Here is a 15,384-nt window from a genome sequence, read left to right as displayed (position 1 = left end):
CCCCAGGCCGCCGATGCGGTCTACTCGTCACCCAACACCGCGCAGCGTGCAGCACAGGCGTCTGCTCCGTGCGGACGGCGCGCGGAGCTCCGGGCCCTCGAGGGCTAGGCGGTTGGTGCGACTCCCCCAATGTCCCGTCCTGCACAGGCACGCCATTTCTTCGTGTCTCACGTGAGCCTTGCACCTTTTGATTTGAGTTTCACTGCAGACTTGACTTAGTGAGCGGGCGATAGCATCGACATCATGGACACCGACTCGCCCCACAGCACCGCCGACCGATCCCTCACCACGTCCCCGACCTCCTCCGGTCCCGAGATGCACCGCTCGGGCGAACGGTGGCCCGCGTACCTGGCCACTGACCTCCTGCTGGTCATCGTGTTCGCCGGGATCGGCCGCACGAGCCACGGCGAGAGCCTCTCGGGAATCCTTGTGACCGCGTGGCCGTTCCTCGTGGGCGCGCTCCTCGGCTGGCTGGCCTGCAGAGGAACCCGTCACCCCGCTGCGGTGATCCCCACGGGCCTCTCGGTGTGGCTGTGCGCCGAGGTGGGCGGCATGGTGCTGCGCACCCTCACCGGCCAGGGCACGGCGCTGCCGTTCGTGGTGGTGAGCCTGCTGACGCTGGCGGTGCTCCTCATCGGCTACCGGCTGGTGCTGGCGCTGCTCCACCACCTGCGCTCCCGCTGACACCTCACTCCATGCGTCCCGTCGGCATCCGCGGTGCCCGCACGGGCGCGTTTCGGCCGCACGGCCCAGCTAGGCTGGGACGACCCCGTGGAAAGGAACCCCATGTTCACCGCCATCGTCCTGATCAAGACCTCCTCGGACCGCATTCCCGAGGTCGCGCAGGAGGTCTCCGACATCCGCGGGGTCTCCGAGGTCTACTCCGTGACCGGTGAGTGGGACCTCATCGCCATGGTGCGGGTGGACCGCCACGAGCAGCTGGCCGACGTCATCGCGGACGAGCTCTCCAAGGTGCCGGGCGTGGTCTCCACCAGCACCAACATCGCCTTCCGCACCTACAGCACGCACGACCTCGACGCCGCATTCTCTCTCGGCATCGACGACTGAGACTCACCCGCACGCAAACGCCGCCCACCCGTGTCAGGGGTGGGCGGCGTCGTCGTTCCGGGGCGGCGCACTCCCCCGGGCCGGGTCACTCGGCGGCGAACGCCACCCAGCGCGCCAGGACGTCCCGGGCCGCGCCGGAGTCCACGGCCTCCTCTGCACGGCGCAGCGCACTCGCGAACCGGTCCATGAACGACCCCTCGGCCGACTCCTCCGCGGCCACGAGCCCTGCCGCCGCGTTGAGCAGCACGGCGTGCCGCACGTGTCCCGGGGCCCCGTCCAGCACATCGCGCACCACACCGGCGTTGTAGATGGCGTCCCGGCCCCGCAGGTCCTCCACGGTGGCGCGGGGCATGTCCAGGTCCAGGGGGTCCAGCGAGTGCTCCTGGATCTCACCGTCGCGCACCTCCCACACGTCCGACGGCGCGGTGACCGTGAGCTCGTCGAGCCCGTCGCCTCCGCGGAACACCAGGGCACGGTCGCCACGGTTGCGGAACACGCCGGCCATCAGGGGTGCCAGAGCGGCGTCGGCCACCCCGATCGCGGACGACCGCACCCGCGCGGGGTTCGTGAGGGGGCCCAGGAAGTTGAAGGCGGTGGCCACGCCCAGGGACTTGCGGGCCGTGGCCGCGAAGCGCATCGAGGGGTGGAAGGTCTGGGCGAAGAGGAAGGTGATGCCCACCTCGGTGGCCGCGCGGCGCACCCGGTCCAGGGGCATGTCCAGCTGCACGCCCAGCACCTCCAGCACGTCTGCGGAGCCGGACTTGGACGACGACGCACGGTTGCCGTGCTTGACCACCCGCGCGCCCGCGCCGGCGCACACCAGGGCCGCCATCGTGGAGATGTTGACGCTCGAGAGCCTGTCCCCGCCCGTTCCCACGATGTCCAGGGACGGCCCCGGCACCGAGATGGGGTGGGCGCGAGCCACCATGGCGTCCGCCAATCCGTTGAGCTCGGCGACACTCTCCCCCTTGGTCCGCAGCGCCATGAGGAAGCCCGCGATCACGGCGTCGGGGACCTCCCCCGCCATGATGCGGTCCATGGCCCAGTAGGCCTGGTCCCAGGAGAGGTCCCTGCCCTGGGACAGCATGGTGAGGAGATCGGGCCACTGGGCGGGTGTCACGGTGCTGCTGGAGGTAGTCACGCGTTCGACTCTACCGTTCTGCGGACCGCGCTCCGCCGCCCGGTGGGGACCCGCAATCTGTGCGGTGGCGCGGTGCAGCGGGCCCCCGACCGTCCTCCCCCGCCGGCCCGAAGCTGCGACACGGTGGAGCCCCGAGGCCCAGATGGTTGGTCCGCCGGAAGTTTTGGCGACATAATGTCTCTGTGACAACTGCGACTCATACCCCAGCCAAACCGGTGGGTGCGAGCATCACTCGCCCCAACCTCACCTCCGTGGGCACCATCGTGTGGTTGTCCTCCGAAGTGATGTTCTTCGCCGGACTCTTTGCCATGTACTTCACGCTGCGCGCCACCTCACCCGAGGTGTGGGCGGAGAACACCGAAGTGCTCAACGTCCCCATGGCGTCGGTCAACACCCTGATCCTCGTGCTCAGTTCCGTGACGTGCCAGTTCGGCGTGTTCGCTGCCGAGCGGCTCCAGCCCCGGCGCACCGGCGGCCTGTTCCAGTTCTCCAAGTGGGGACTCACCGAGTGGTTCGCGCTGACCTTCCTCATGGGCGCCGTCTTCGTGTCCGTCCAGGTCTACGAGTACGCCTCCCTGGTGGCCGAGGGCGTCACCATCTCGGCCAGCGCCTACGGCTCTGCCTTCTACATCACCACCGGCTTCCACGCGCTCCACGTGACCGGCGGTCTGATTGCATTCCTCTTCATCATCGGCCGCGCCTTCGTCGCCAAGCGCTTCGGCCACTACGAGGCCACCTCGGCCATCGTGGTGTCCTACTACTGGCACTTCGTCGACGTGGTCTGGATCGTCCTCTTCTTCCTGGTCTACTTCATCAAGTAGTCCATCACCGGACCATCCGCCCCTCCCTGATCTAGAACCGAGTAAAAGGAACGTTTGACGTGAAGGCACTCTCACAAAAGCGCCGCCATCCTCTGGCAGCCCTCGCGCTGCTGGTCATGGCTTTGCTTCTGACCGGTGGACTCTACGCAGTTGCCACAACCACCAATGAAGCCAAGGCCGAGACCACCAGCTACTCGGCTCAGGACGTCCAGGAGGGCGAGAAGCTCTTCCAGGCCAACTGCTCCACGTGCCACGGCATGCAGGCCCAGGGCAGCGACACCGGCCCGTCCCTGATCGGCGTCGGCGCCGCCGCCGTCGACTTCCAGGTGGGCACCGGGCGCATGCCCATGCAGATGCAGGGCCCCCAGGCCCCGGTCAAGCCCGAGCAGTTCAGCCAGGAGCAGACCGACCAGCTTGCGGCGTACGTCGCGTCCCTCGGTGCGGGCCCCACGGTTCCCGAGGAGGAGTACCTCGACATCGCCGAGGGCGACTCCGCCAACGGAGCCAAGGTGTTCCTCGCCAACTGCGCCATGTGCCACAACGCGGCGGGCCAGGGCGGCGCGCTGACGCGCGGCAAGTACGCTCCCTCCCTCATGGGCGTCAGCGAGAAGCACATCTACGAGGCCATGCAGACCGGCCCGCAGAACATGCCCGTCTTCAACGACGCCAACATCACCCCCGAGGAGAAGCAGGACGTCATCACGTACCTCAAGACCCTCGACAACAACACCACGGTGGGCGGCTTCAGCCTCGGCTCGCTGGGCCCCGTCTCCGAGGGCCTCTTCATCTGGACCATTGGCCTGGTCGTGGTGATCGGCTTCACCGTCTGGCTGACCTCCCGCTCCGCCTGAGAGCACCCGTCGGCCACCGGCCGGCACCCAAGACACTATTCACAGCACCAAGAGAAGAATGAGGGACCACATGGGCGACCATCGTGATGGCACTCCCCACGACAGCGGGGCGGTAGTCACCTCGGACGGCGCGGACCAGGACCGCTTTCACAATCCGGGGCTTCCGCCGCACCGTCCGCGGGTGACGGACGTCGACCCCAAGGCGGCCAAGCGGGCAGAGCACCAGGTGGTGCTGCTGTTCCTGCTCTCCATCATCGGATCCGTGATCTTCTTCGTGGGGTACTTCGGCGTCCGCGTGGACGGCCCGCTCTACGATGCGGTCAACACCGAGCCCACTTCCCAGCTGCGCCTGCAGAACCTTCTGCTGGGCCTGGGCATCGCACTCGGAATGTTCGGCATCGGCATCGGCGTGGTCCACTGGGCCCGCACCCTGATGCCTGACCACGAGATCGTGGAGATGCGTCACGACATCCGCACCGAGGAGCAGCGCGCTGACGCGCAGAGCATCCTCAACACGATCTACGACGAGTCCGGCGTGAAGCGTCGTCCGCTGCTGCGCAACACCCTGATCGGTGCGGCCGTCCTGATGCCCCTCCCCTTCGTGGGGCTGCTCAAGGACCTCGGCCCGACCGACCTCAAGGTGCTGCGCCACACCATGTGGGACGAGGGCGTCCGCCTGGTGCGTGACCCCTCCGGGACCCCCATCAAGGCCTCGGACGTCACCCTGGGCTCCGCGTTCCACGTGATCCCCGAGAACCTCACGAGCCTCGGCCACGAAGAGGGCTACCTCGACGAGAAGGCCAAGGCCGTGGTGCTCCTCATGCGTCTGGACCCGGACCAGGTCAACGTGTCCGAGGACCGCAAGGACTGGAACGTGGACGGCATCTTCGCCTACTCCAAGGTCTGCACGCACGTGGGCTGCCCCATCGCCCTGTACGAGCAGCACACGCACCACCTGCTGTGCCCGTGCCACCAGTCCACGTTCGACCTCACGAACGAGTGTGAGGTCATCTTCGGCCCGGCATCCCGCCCCCTGCCGCAGCTGCCCATTTCCGTTGATTCCGACGGCTACCTCGTTGCCCGTAGCGACTTCCACGAACCCGTGGGACCCACCTACTCCCAGCGTGGTTTCGCCGTCCAAGACATGCAGGATGAGGCGAACTGATGTCCACATCTACTGACTTCGAATACCGGCCCACCACGCGCACCGGACGCATTGCCAACTTCGTGGACACTCGCGTGGGCGGGTCCTCCATCGTGAAGGAGTTCGGGCGCAAGGTCTTCCCCGACCACTGGTCCTTCATGTTCGGCGAGGTGGCGCTGTACAGCTTCGTGATCCTGCTGCTGTCAGGCACCTTCCTGGCCCTGTGGTTCGACCCGACCATGACGTCCACGGAGTACACCGGAAGCTACGTGCCCATGCAGGGCGTGGAGATGTCCGGCGCCTACGCCTCCACCCTGGACATCTCCTTCGACATCCGCGGTGGGCTCTTCCTGCGTCAGCTGCACCACTGGTCCGCGTTGCTCTTCGTCATGGCGCTCTCCGTGCACATGCTGCGCGTGTTCTTCACCGGCGCGTTCCGCCGCCCCCGTGAGCTGAACTGGGTCGTGGGCTGCGTGCTGTTCATCCTGGCGATTGTGGCCGGCTTCTCCGGCTACTCCCTGCCGGACGACGTGCTCTCCGGCAACGGCCTGCGCATCGCGGACGCCATCGCGAAGTCCATCCCCGTGGTGGGCACCTACATCTCGATGTTCATGTTCGGCGGCGAGTTCCCGGGTGACGCGATCATCGGTCGCCTGTACATCGTCCACGTGCTGATCATCCCCGCGCTGATCCTCATGATGATCGTGGTCCACCTCTTCATGGTGGTCGTGCACAAGCACACCCAGTTCCCTGGCCCGGGCCGCACCGAGGACAACGTGGTCGGCTTCCCCGTGGGCCCCGTGTACGCAGCCAAGGCCGGTGGGTTCTTCTTCATCGTCTTCGGCATCCTGGCGCTGATGGCCGGCACCACCACGATCAATGCGATCTGGAACTACGGTCCCTACGATCCCTCCCCCGTGCAGGCGGGCTCTCAGCCCGACTGGTACATGGGCTTCTCGGACGGCGGCCTGCGGCTCATGCCCGGCTCGTGGCCCTTCTCGTGGGAGGTGGACATCTTCGGGATCGTCCTCCCCCTGGCCATCCTGCTGCCGCTGATCCCCATGGCCGCGATGTTCGGCGCCATGTTCGCCTGGCCCTGGATCGAGCGTTGGGTGACCCGCGACGACCGCGTGCACAACGTTCTGGACCGCCCCCGCAACGCGCCGTTCCGCACGGCCGTGGGCGCCGCTGGCGTGACCTTCTACGCCGTTCAGATGATTGCCGCCTCCGGCGACCTCATCGCGACCCACTTCCACGTGGCCGTGAACGACGTCATCTACTGGCTGCGCGCGCTGTACTTCCTCGGCCCCATCCTGGCGTTCATCATCGTGCGCCGATTCTGCCTGTCGTTGCAGCGCAAGGACCGCGAGATCGTCCTGCACGGCCGCGAGTCCGGTCGAATCCAGGCGCTGCCCCACGGTGAATTCGTGGAGGTCCACGAGCCGCTCGACGAGTACCGCCGCTACAAGCTGGTGGACTTCGAGGACCGACAGGTGCAGCCTGCGCGGGCGAACGCCAAGGGCAAGATCACGTCCTCCGAGAAGATGCGCGGCCGACTGAGCCAGTTCTTCTTCGAGGACCGTGTGGCCCCCGTGACCCCGGCGGAGCTCGAAGCCGCGCACGGTCACCACGGTGCGGAGCCTGTCGCCGTGGGCGCCGGGTCGCACTCGGCGCAGATCGAGAAGTAGCCGCGCACGGGTTAGCAGCCGTTTGGCCGTGGGCCCGTGGAGATCTTCGGATCCCCACGGGCCCACTTTTCATCTGCACTCCTTGAGATGGCCCCGCGGAGGCCAGGCGCTGGTCTGGTCAACGAGGATGTCTGCCGGCGAGGCCTCCTGCCGCGGCCAGAAGAACCCGGGGCCGCGGAGCGCGGGGGCATCATCAGGTGCCATCTTCCCTCGCTCTGACACCGCGTCCGGGCTGGATACCACTACGCGCCCCTGGCCGGACACCACCACGCGCGCCGGTCGGGACACAACCGGCAGCCTCGGCTCGGAGACAACAAGGCGCCCCAGCGCGGATGCCATGTCTCGCACACGCGGTACTGTCGGATGAACGCGCACATGACAGGCATCCTCCATGCATCCTCAATGCTGGCCCTCGCGTCGTTGAGGAGGACAGCGGGCATTCCCGTTCACCGGAGCTGGCCCTCACGTCGTGACGTTGCACCTGCCGGCCACAGGGCCGGTCCCGCACAACCACGGCCTCTCTCCCTCCCCGCTCCTGGCGACCCACCCCCGCCAGTCGGGCAGAGTTTACGTGGCTCAGGGGTCCGCAGACGCACTCAGGGGTCAACGGAGGGCACACATGAACACCTGGGACGGGCCCTCCCCGCAGCAGTTCCACCACCGGTCGTGTGCTGACGCGCCTCCCCCGCTCGGCGCCGCAGGTCGTGGAAGATCCTGCTCCGCGGTAATTTGGTCGTCTGCACGCCGTCGCCCAGGAACACCGGCCGCGGACGGAGCGCAGCGCTTTCAGCGTGCTACAGGGGCAGCAGAAGCCGGTAGAGAGCCAGGCCCACCCCCGTGAGTGTCGGAGGGAACAGATCCGTCACTACTGGTCTGCCGGAGTACCTACTTACCCGTCTTCCAGGCCTTCCGGGCCTTCCGGGCTTTTCGGACCTGCTGAACCTGCTGAGCCTGCTGAGCCTGCCGAGCCTGCTGAGCCTGCTGAGCCTGCTGAGCCTGCCGAGCCTGCCGAGGGAGATTGTGCACCGCCCGACGGGCTGTCTGGTGCACGCGGTTGCGGGGCGCAACAACATCCTACGAACGTGGATTCAGGGAGGCGATCTTCGGGACCACCGCCCGCAGTCGCGGGATGGGGCCCACGGAGCAACGCCGGCCGTCGCAGGACACCCGGTGCAGGCCCGGGGACCCGCTGAGGTTCCACCCGGGCACGCGGCCGCTGTACGGGCCTCTCTGTGAGGGCCCTGCCATCCGGGGCCCCGTTACAGGCGCAGGGGGCTCACACGGCCTCGTCCCCGGGTGGGGCTTGGAGGATGGCTCGGTACCGGTGCCGGTGCGCCTCGCCCGTACTCGGTGCTGGTCCTGACATCACGGGGCCCGCCCCTGAGATCAGGCGGCGGACATCTCGGATGTCGAAGTTCGGACGCCACCGCTGGACATGAAGGAGCCCGCACCGTCCGGGGACAGTGCGGGCTCCTTGAGTAGACCTCAGACGCGTGCCGTCAGTGGGCGTGGTCTCCACGGCTGTGCTCGAACACGAGGCCGAGCAGACCGAGCAGCGCCACGGGAACAGCGAGCCCCACGATCCACCAGTCGATGGCCAGAGCAGTCACGAACAGTGCGCAACCGAGACCGAGAAGCAGCGGCCACCAGCTCCACGGGGAGAAGGCGCCGTACTCGCCCGACATCTCCACGATCTCGCCGTCCTCGCGGTCCTCCGGGAGGGTGCCCCCGGTGGAGCGCTGGACGAGCCAGAGGTACACCACGAGCATGAAGCTCATGGCCGCGACCGCCAGCAGAGCCGGGAAGCCCGCGAGCTCCTGGAAGTCCGTCACGTAGCCGTATACGAACCCGACCACGGTGCAGAAGACACCGAGCATCAGGAAGGTCTTGATAGTGGTGCTCATCGTCCGTTCCTTCCGCTGCCGCCGACCAGGGGGGTCTCGGCATCATACTGCTGGCTCGAGAACGCGGAGAGCTCCGGGTGGTGGAGATCCAGCGCGGGGCGCTCGGAACGGATCCGAGGCAGGGAGGTGAAGTTGTGGCGCGGGGGCGGGCAGGAGGTCGCCCACTCGAGAGAACCGCCGAAGCCCCAGGGATCGTCCACCTCCACCTTCTTGGCATTGCGGTGGGTGGTGTACACATTCCAGAAGAACGGGATCATGGACACGCCCAGCAGCATGGAGCCAATGGTGGAGAACTGGTTCATCCAGGTGAACCCGTCCTCGGGCAGGTAGTCCGCGTACCGGCGGGGCATGCCGTCCACGCCCAGCCAGTGCTGGATCAGGAAGGTCATGTGGAAGCCCACGAACAGCAGCCAGAAGTGGATCTTGCCGATTCGCTCGTTGAGCATCTTGCCGGTGAACTTGGGCCACCAGAAGTAGAAGCCGGCGAACATGCCGAACACGATGGTTCCGAAGATCACGTAGTGGAAGTGCGCGACTACGAAGTAGGTGTCAGACACGTGGAAGTCCAGCGGCGGGGTGGCCAGGATGATGCCGGTCAGACCACCGAACAGGAACGTGAACAGGAAGCCCAGCACCCACAGGATGGGCGTCTCGAAAGTGAGCGAGCCCTGCCACATGGTGCCGATCCAGTTGAAGAACTTCACGCCGGTGGGGACCGCGATCATCATGGTCATGAAGGAGAAGAAGCCGAGGGCCACAGCACCGGTGACGTACATGTGGTGCGCCCACACGGTCACGGACAGGGCCGCGATGGCGATGGTCGCGAAGACCAGGCCCTTGTACCCGAAGATCGGCTTGCGGGAGAACACCGGAATGATCTCCGAGACGATGCCGAAGAACGGCAGGGCGAGCACGTAGACCTCGGGGTGACCGAAGAACCAGAAGAGGTGCTGCCACAGGATGGCGCCACCGTTCTCCGGGTCGAAGATGTGACCACCCAGGCGACGGTCCATGCCCAGCGCGAACAGCGCGGAGGCCAGCGGCGGGAAGACCATGATGACCAGCATGGAGGTGATCAGCGTGGTCCAGGTGAACACGGACATGCGCCACATGGTCATGCCGGGCGCGCGCATGCACACGATGGTGGTGATGAAGTTGACCGCACCGAGGATGGTGCCGAAGCCCTGCAGTCCGAGGCCGAAGACCCAGAGGTCACCACCGACACCCGGACTGAACGTGGTGCTGTTCAAGGGCGCGTAGGCGAACCAGCCGAAGGAGGCGGCGCCCTGCGGGGAGAGGAAGCCCGACACCGCGATCAGCGAGCCGAACAGGAAGAACCAGAACGACAGCGCGTTCAGACGCGGGAACGCGACATCCGGTGCGCCGAGCTGCAGGGGCACGATGACGTTGGCGAAACCGATGAACAGCGGGGTGCCGAACATCAGCAGCATGATCGTGCCGTGCATGGTGAACAGCTGGTTGTACTGTTCCTTGGTCTCCAGGATCTGCATGCCGGGCTGAAAGAGCTCGGCACGGATGAGCAGCGCCATGACGCCGCCCGCGCAGAAGAAGATGAACGAGGAGATCAGGTACATGTACCCGATCGTCTTGTGGTCCGTGGAGGTGAGCCAGTTGACGATCACCCGGCCCTTGGAGCGTGGCACAACGCGGGGTGCGGCTGCTGCCGCGTCGTCCCGCGAATATTCGAGCGTAGACATTGCCTATCCCCTAGTTGTTGGAGGTTTCGTTCTGATTGGGATTGCGGTTGTACTCGTCGCCCACGAGGCCGGTGTTGCCCTCGTCGCGCAGCTTCTGCATCTGGGCGTCGTACTCCTCCTGGCTCACGACGGCCACGTTGAAGAGCATCTCCGAGTGGTATTCACCGCACAGCTCCGCGCACTTGCCGGCGAAGGTGCCTTCGTGACCGGTGGTGAAGCTCATGTAGTTGGTGCGGCCCGGGATCATGTCGATCTTCTCCAGGAATGCCGGAACCCAGAACGAGTGGATGACGTCACGGGAGGTGATCTCCAGCTCCACCTCGCTGTTGGCGGGGAGGTAGAGGGTGGGCAGCGTCTCCTCGACGCCCGGCTCACCGGTGAGGTGTGCCTGGACGCCCTGGTAGTGGACGTCGTCGTCCACGTAGTTGAAGTCCCACGCCCACTGCTTGCCGTAGACCTGGATCTTGGTGTCCGGGTTCTCGAAGCGGTCCGTGATCTCGGTCTGGGCGCGGAAGGAGAAGAAGAACAGGGTCACGATCATGGCGATCGGGACGATGGTGTAGAAGATCTCCAGCGGTGCGTTGTACGCGAGCTGGCGAGGGTAGCCCGTCTCGTTCTTGCGCCGGCGGTAGGCCACCATGCACCAGAGCATGAGGCCCCACACCAGGAGACCGACGGCGAGGGCCGCGACCCACGAGCCGATCCACAGGTCCATGATCAGATCGGCGTTGTCGGTGGTGCCACGTTCGGTGGGCAGGAAGCCCACCTCGACCTGCTCCGAGCACGCGGTGAGCGAGATCGTCGCCAGGACTGCCACTGCCGAGAGCTTCAGCTTCCGACCGCGGCGGCTGCCGGTTCGAGTTTGCGAACTCACAGACGGCCCTTCCTCTTCTGTACGTGGGCTCGGCGTCGGTCCTGCGCGTGGGCACAGAGGACACGTTGCCCGTTAATGGTTCTCCCTCGGAAGCTTACCCCTCACCCCCTCGATGTGCTGACACTGTGTCAGCGCGCCGTGTCGTGCCCGCCCACGGGGCGGTGTCCCGCTCCCCCGGACCACGCGGCGGCGCCGTGCGCGTGCGGGGGCAGGGCTTCGCTCGCCCGGTGGAGCCGGCGCGGGGGCGTCACGGGGTGGCGCGGCCGAGGTGTGCGGGCACGGAAAAGGGGTGCGCCGGGCCCGTCAGGCCCTGCGCACCCCTTCGCGACGGCGTGGTCCTAGTGGAAGCTGTCCCCGCACGCGCAGGAACCCTGCGCGTTGGGGTTGTCGATCGAGAAGCCCTGCTTGGAGATGGTGTCCTCGAAGTCCACGGTGGAGCCGCTGAGGTACGGGACGCTCATCTTGTCCACGATGACCTCCACGCCGCCGAAGTCGCGGACGTGGTCCCCGTCCAGGACCCGCTCGTCGAAGTACAGCTGGTAGATCAGCCCGGAGCAGCCGCCGGGCTGCACCGCGACGCGCAGGCGCAGGTCCGTGCGGCCCTCCTGCTCGAGGAGGTCCCGGACCTTCTGGGCGGCGTTGTCGGTGAGCAGGACCTCGTGGGCGGGCAGGTCCTGGGTGGTCTCGTTGTCCGTGGTGACGCTCATGGTGCTCGCTTTCTGTGCGACCCGGGGGCCTGCCCCTGAGTGCGGTTCAACGGTTCTGCGGGTGGAACGCGGTGGTGCGCGGAATCATTCCGCGGCGCCACGCCCCTGTTCGGCGAGGGCGGTGAGGACCAGGGCCTCGGCCGTCACGGCGTGCAGGAAGTCCCCGATGTGCAGGGACTCGTTGGCGCTGTGGGCGCGCGTGTCCGGGTCCTCGATGCCGGTGATCAGGATCTGCGCGTCCGGGTAGGCCTCCGTGAGCGTGGCGGTGAATGGAATCGACCCGCCCATCCCGGCGGTCACGGCCGGACGTCCCCAGGCCTGCTCGAAGGCCCACAGCGCGATCTGCGAGCTCACGGCGGTGTCGTCCGCGCGGAACGACGGCCCGGCCTCCTCGACCTCGAACGTCACGTGCGCACCGAGCGGGGCGTGATCCAGCACGTGCGTGCGCAGCGCCTCGGCGGCCTCCTTGGGGTCCTGCCCGGGGGCCACGCGCAGGCTGAGCTTGGCTCGGGCACTGGCGGCGATGGTGTTGGAGGCGTGGTCCACGTCCGTGACGTCGATGCCGGTCACGGAGATGGCGGGCTGGGTCCAGATCCGGGAGGAGATGGAGCCGCGCCCGGCCAGCTGCACGCCGTCGAGCACGCCGGCGTCCGCGCGGAAGCGGGCCTCGTCGTAGTCCACGTCCGTGGCGTCCTCGCTCAGCAGCCCGGCCACGGCCACGGCACCGTCGTCGTCGTGCAGCGTGGCGATCAGTCGGGACAGCAGCGTGGGCGCATCCAGGACGGGACCGCCGAACATGCCGGAGTGCACCGCGTGGTCCAGCGCGCTGATCTCCACGATCCCACCGACGACGCCGCGCAGCGTGGTGGTCAGGGCGGGGACGCCGACCTCCCAGTTGGCGGAGTCCGCGATCACGATGACGTCCGCGGCGAGCTTGTCCTTGTGGGCCGCCAGGAAGGCCTCGAAACCGGGCGAGCCGGCCTCCTCCTCACCCTCGACGAACACGGTGATTCCCAGTCCGGGCTCCTCACCGTGGTGCTCGAAGAACGCCCGGAGCGCTCCGACGTGGGCCATCACTCCGGCCTTGTCGTCGGCCGCGCCGCGACCCCACAGACGTCCGTCCTTCTCCACGGCCTCGAAGGGCTCGGTGTTCCACAGCTCCCGCCTGCCCGGGGGCTGCACGTCGTGGTGGGCGTACAGCAGGATCGTGGGGTGCCCCGGAGCCGCGGCCCGGCGCGCGACGACGGCCGGGTGGCCCGCGTCGTCCGGCGACGGCACGCGCAGCACCTCCACGCTGTCGAACGGCAGACCGCGCAGGAGGGCTGCGACGGCCTCGGCGCTGCGGTCCAGGTCGGCGGCGTCGAACGAGTCCCAGGCGATGCCGGGAATCGCGACGAGTTCACCGAGCTCGCCGAGCAGCGTGGCGCGGGAGCTCTCCACGCTCGCCCGGAGGGCCTCGACGGTGTCGGAACTGGGACGTGTGAAGTCTGTGCTCATGGGCCCAGCCTAACGGCGCCGACCGCGAGGTGGCAGGTCGCACGCGCGGAGCCCGCCCGGGACTCCGTTAGGCTGGTCGGGTGTTTGGACGCAGGAAGACAGAAGAATCCACGGGTTCCACCGCCGTGCGCGCCACGGCCGTGACCGAGGCCGCCGAGACCCCGGACCGCGGCGGGCAGCCCGCCGACGGCCGCAAGGGCCGCCCCACGCCCACCCGCCGGGAGCAGGAGGCCGCGCGTCGTCGCCCCCTGGTTCCCGAGGACCGCAAGGCCGCCAAGGCGGAGTCCAAGCAGGCCGAGCGCCAGCGCCGCGCGCAGGCCCAGGCCGGCATGGCCGCCGGGGACGAGCGCTATCTGGGTCCGCGGGACGCGGGACCCCAGCGCCGCTTCGCGCGCGACTGGGTGGACGCCCGGTTCAACGTGGGCGAGTACGTGCTGATCTTCCTGCTGCTCGTGTTCCTCATCCTCTTCCTGCCGGTGCAGTCCCTGGCCATGACCCTGATCTGGGTCGTGTACGGGTACGTGGCGCTGAGCATCATCGACGCCGTGATCATGTCCCAGCGCATGCACAAAGCCATGCAGCGCAAGTTCGGCACCGTGCAGCGGGGCACACGCTGGTACGCGTCCATGCGAGCGTTCACGATCCGCCGGCTGCGCCTTCCCAAGCCGCAGGTGCGGCGGGGCGAACGTCCCGAGTGACGCCCGAACTCGAACGACAGGGGCCCGGACCACGGTGGTGGTCCGGGCCCCTGTCCTTCGCCGGGGCGGCGACGATCAGCGGGTGGTGCGCCGGGCCGCGCGCCGCAGGCCCTTGTTGATCCGTGCGGCCCAGAACGGCCCCTCGTAGAGGAACGCGGTGTACCCCTGCACGAGGGAGGCACCAGCATCCAGGCGCTCCACGACGTCCTCCGCCGTGGTGACACCGCCCACCGAGACGAGCACCAGACGGTCCCCCACGTGCGCCTTCAGCAGCCGGAGCACCTCGAGGGAGCGCCGACGCAGCGGGGCACCCGACAGGCCACCGGCACCGCAGCGCACGACCTCGTCCTGCTCCGTGGTCAGTCCCAGCCCGTCACGGGCGATCGTGGTGTTGGTGGCCACGATGCCGTCCAGCCCGAGGTCCATGGCCAGGTCCGCCACGGCGAGCACGTCCTCGTCCGCCAGGTCCGGGGCGATCTTCACCAGCAGCGGCACCCGCCGGGAGGTGACACGGTCCGCCTCGGCGCGCACGGCACGCAGCAACGGCCGGAGGGAGTCCAGCTCCTGGAGCTGACGCAGCCCGGGGGTGTTGGGCGAGGACACGTTGACCACCAGGTAGTCCGCGTAGGGGGCCAGCAAGCGCGTGCTGCGCACGTAGTCCTCGGTGGCGTGCTCCAGCTCCACCGCCTTGGTCTTGCCGATGTTCACGCCCACCACGGGACGACGCCGCCCGGTCCGGGCCGCCTCCTGCGCCAGGCTCTGCAGCGCAGCCGCCACGCGGGGAGCCACCGCCTGGGCTCCGTCGTTGTTGAAGCCCATCCGGTTGACCACAGCGCGGTCCCGCACGAGCCGGAACAGGCGGGGGCGGGGGTTGCCGGGCTGAGCATGCCCCGTGACCGTGCCGACCTCCACGTGGCCGAAGCCCAGATCGGTGAGGGCGTGAACTCCCGTGGCCCCCTTGTCGAAGCCGGCGGCCAGCCCGAAGGGCGAGGGGAAGGTCAGGCCCATCACGGTCACCTCGTTCCCGGCATCCGGGGCGGTGAACCGCGAGAGCACGCGGCCCAGTCCGCAACGACGGGTCAGCGAGATGCCAGCGAAACCCAGGGTGTGGGCAAGTTCGGGATCCATCCAGGAGAAGGCGGCCTTGAAGAAGGCGGGATACACGCGCATGGGTCCAGTTTCCCACACGGGCTCCGGGCCGAGATCGGTCTGCGTCGGACGGGGAGCCGCGGGAGCCACTGGGTGGCGTGATCGGTGCCTTAGTGCTTCAAGT

Annotated in this window: 14 protein-coding genes; 7 read left to right on the top strand and 7 right to left on the bottom strand. The window is 67.9% G+C overall.

What is annotated here, in order from left to right; all coding sequences use genetic code 11:
• Nucleotides 1–243: 243 nt before the first annotated feature.
• On the top strand, nucleotides 244–684 hold the full coding sequence (locus HMPREF2833_RS09685; RefSeq protein ID WP_019309213.1) for a DUF3054 domain-containing protein: 441 nt from the start codon (nucleotides 244–246) through the stop codon (nucleotides 682–684).
• Nucleotides 685–786: 102 nt separating this feature from the next.
• The gene (locus HMPREF2833_RS09680) at nucleotides 787–1,068 is read left to right on the top strand and encodes an Lrp/AsnC family transcriptional regulator (protein ID WP_029603117.1); all 282 of its coding nucleotides are present in this window, start codon (nucleotides 787–789) and stop codon (nucleotides 1,066–1,068) included.
• Nucleotides 1,069–1,153: 85 nt separating this feature from the next.
• Here HMPREF2833_RS09680 and trpD read toward each other — a convergent pair whose 3' ends face one another.
• On the bottom strand, nucleotides 1,154–2,155 hold the full coding sequence (trpD, locus tag HMPREF2833_RS09675; protein WP_180956189.1) for an anthranilate phosphoribosyltransferase: 1,002 nt from the start codon (nucleotides 2,153–2,155) through the stop codon (nucleotides 1,154–1,156).
• Between the two features lie 236 nt (nucleotides 2,156–2,391).
• Here trpD and HMPREF2833_RS09670 point away from each other — a divergent pair, with 236 nt between their 5' ends.
• The 4 genes from HMPREF2833_RS09670 to HMPREF2833_RS09655 are packed head-to-tail and all read left to right on the top strand — an operon-like array spanning nucleotide 2,392 to nucleotide 6,713.
• Complete coding sequence (locus HMPREF2833_RS09670; RefSeq protein WP_019309216.1) at nucleotides 2,392–3,030, top strand: aa3-type cytochrome oxidase subunit III; 639 nt, start codon at nucleotides 2,392–2,394, stop codon at nucleotides 3,028–3,030.
• 59 nt (nucleotides 3,031–3,089) lie between these two features.
• Nucleotides 3,090–3,881, top strand: a complete 792-nt coding sequence (locus tag HMPREF2833_RS09665; protein WP_039101168.1) for a cytochrome bc1 complex diheme cytochrome c subunit — start codon at nucleotides 3,090–3,092, stop codon at nucleotides 3,879–3,881.
• A gap of 58 nt (nucleotides 3,882–3,939) precedes the next feature.
• The gene (locus HMPREF2833_RS09660; protein WP_082019268.1) at nucleotides 3,940–5,046 is read left to right on the top strand and encodes a cytochrome bc1 complex Rieske iron-sulfur subunit; all 1,107 of its coding nucleotides are present in this window, start codon (nucleotides 3,940–3,942) and stop codon (nucleotides 5,044–5,046) included.
• Entirely contained in the window at nucleotides 5,046–6,713 is a 1,668-nt protein-coding gene (locus HMPREF2833_RS09655) for a cytochrome bc1 complex cytochrome b subunit (protein WP_019309219.1), read from the top strand. Before HMPREF2833_RS09660 ends, HMPREF2833_RS09655 begins: the two co-directional genes overlap by 1 nt.
• A 1,499-nt stretch (nucleotides 6,714–8,212) precedes the next feature.
• On the opposite strand, the gene HMPREF2833_RS09650 is transcribed toward HMPREF2833_RS09655, so the two are convergent.
• The 5 genes from HMPREF2833_RS09650 to HMPREF2833_RS09630 form a co-directional block, all read right to left on the bottom strand.
• On the bottom strand, nucleotides 8,213–8,617 hold the full coding sequence (locus HMPREF2833_RS09650; RefSeq protein WP_019309220.1) for a cytochrome c oxidase subunit 4: 405 nt from the start codon (nucleotides 8,615–8,617) through the stop codon (nucleotides 8,213–8,215).
• On the bottom strand, nucleotides 8,614–10,335 hold the full coding sequence (ctaD, locus tag HMPREF2833_RS09645) for an aa3-type cytochrome oxidase subunit I (protein WP_019309221.1): 1,722 nt from the start codon (nucleotides 10,333–10,335) through the stop codon (nucleotides 8,614–8,616). Before ctaD ends, HMPREF2833_RS09650 begins: the two co-directional genes overlap by 4 nt.
• Before the next feature lie 10 nt (nucleotides 10,336–10,345).
• Nucleotides 10,346–11,152, bottom strand: coding sequence for an aa3-type cytochrome oxidase subunit II (gene coxB, locus HMPREF2833_RS09640; protein ID WP_019309222.1), 807 nt, complete (start codon nucleotides 11,150–11,152; stop codon nucleotides 10,346–10,348).
• Nucleotides 11,153–11,547: 395 nt separating this feature from the next.
• Nucleotides 11,548–11,916, bottom strand: a complete 369-nt coding sequence (locus tag HMPREF2833_RS09635) for a HesB/IscA family protein (RefSeq protein WP_019309223.1) — start codon at nucleotides 11,914–11,916, stop codon at nucleotides 11,548–11,550.
• 84 nt (nucleotides 11,917–12,000) lie between these two features.
• Nucleotides 12,001–13,413: a dipeptidase gene (locus tag HMPREF2833_RS09630; RefSeq protein WP_019309224.1), complete on the bottom strand. Its 1,413-nt coding sequence runs from the start codon at nucleotides 13,411–13,413 to the stop codon at nucleotides 12,001–12,003.
• Between the two features lie 80 nt (nucleotides 13,414–13,493).
• On the opposite strand from HMPREF2833_RS09630, the gene HMPREF2833_RS09625 reads away from it, so the two are divergent.
• A complete protein-coding gene (locus HMPREF2833_RS09625) occupies nucleotides 13,494–14,111 on the top strand; it encodes a DUF3043 domain-containing protein (protein WP_029603120.1) in 618 nt (205 codons plus the stop codon).
• A 75-nt stretch (nucleotides 14,112–14,186) separates the two neighbouring features.
• Here HMPREF2833_RS09625 and HMPREF2833_RS09620 read toward each other — a convergent pair whose 3' ends face one another.
• A complete protein-coding gene (locus HMPREF2833_RS09620; protein ID WP_019309226.1) occupies nucleotides 14,187–15,281 on the bottom strand; it encodes a quinone-dependent dihydroorotate dehydrogenase in 1,095 nt (364 codons plus the stop codon).
• Nucleotides 15,282–15,384: the final 103 nt, after the last annotated feature.

Source organism: Kocuria sp. HMSC066H03 (assembly GCF_001812045.1).
Lineage (GTDB): Bacteria > Actinomycetota > Actinomycetes > Actinomycetales > Micrococcaceae > Kocuria > Kocuria rhizophila.
The sequence above is the reverse complement of the archived record's forward strand: the minus strand, read 5'-3'. Positions and strand labels throughout refer to the sequence as shown.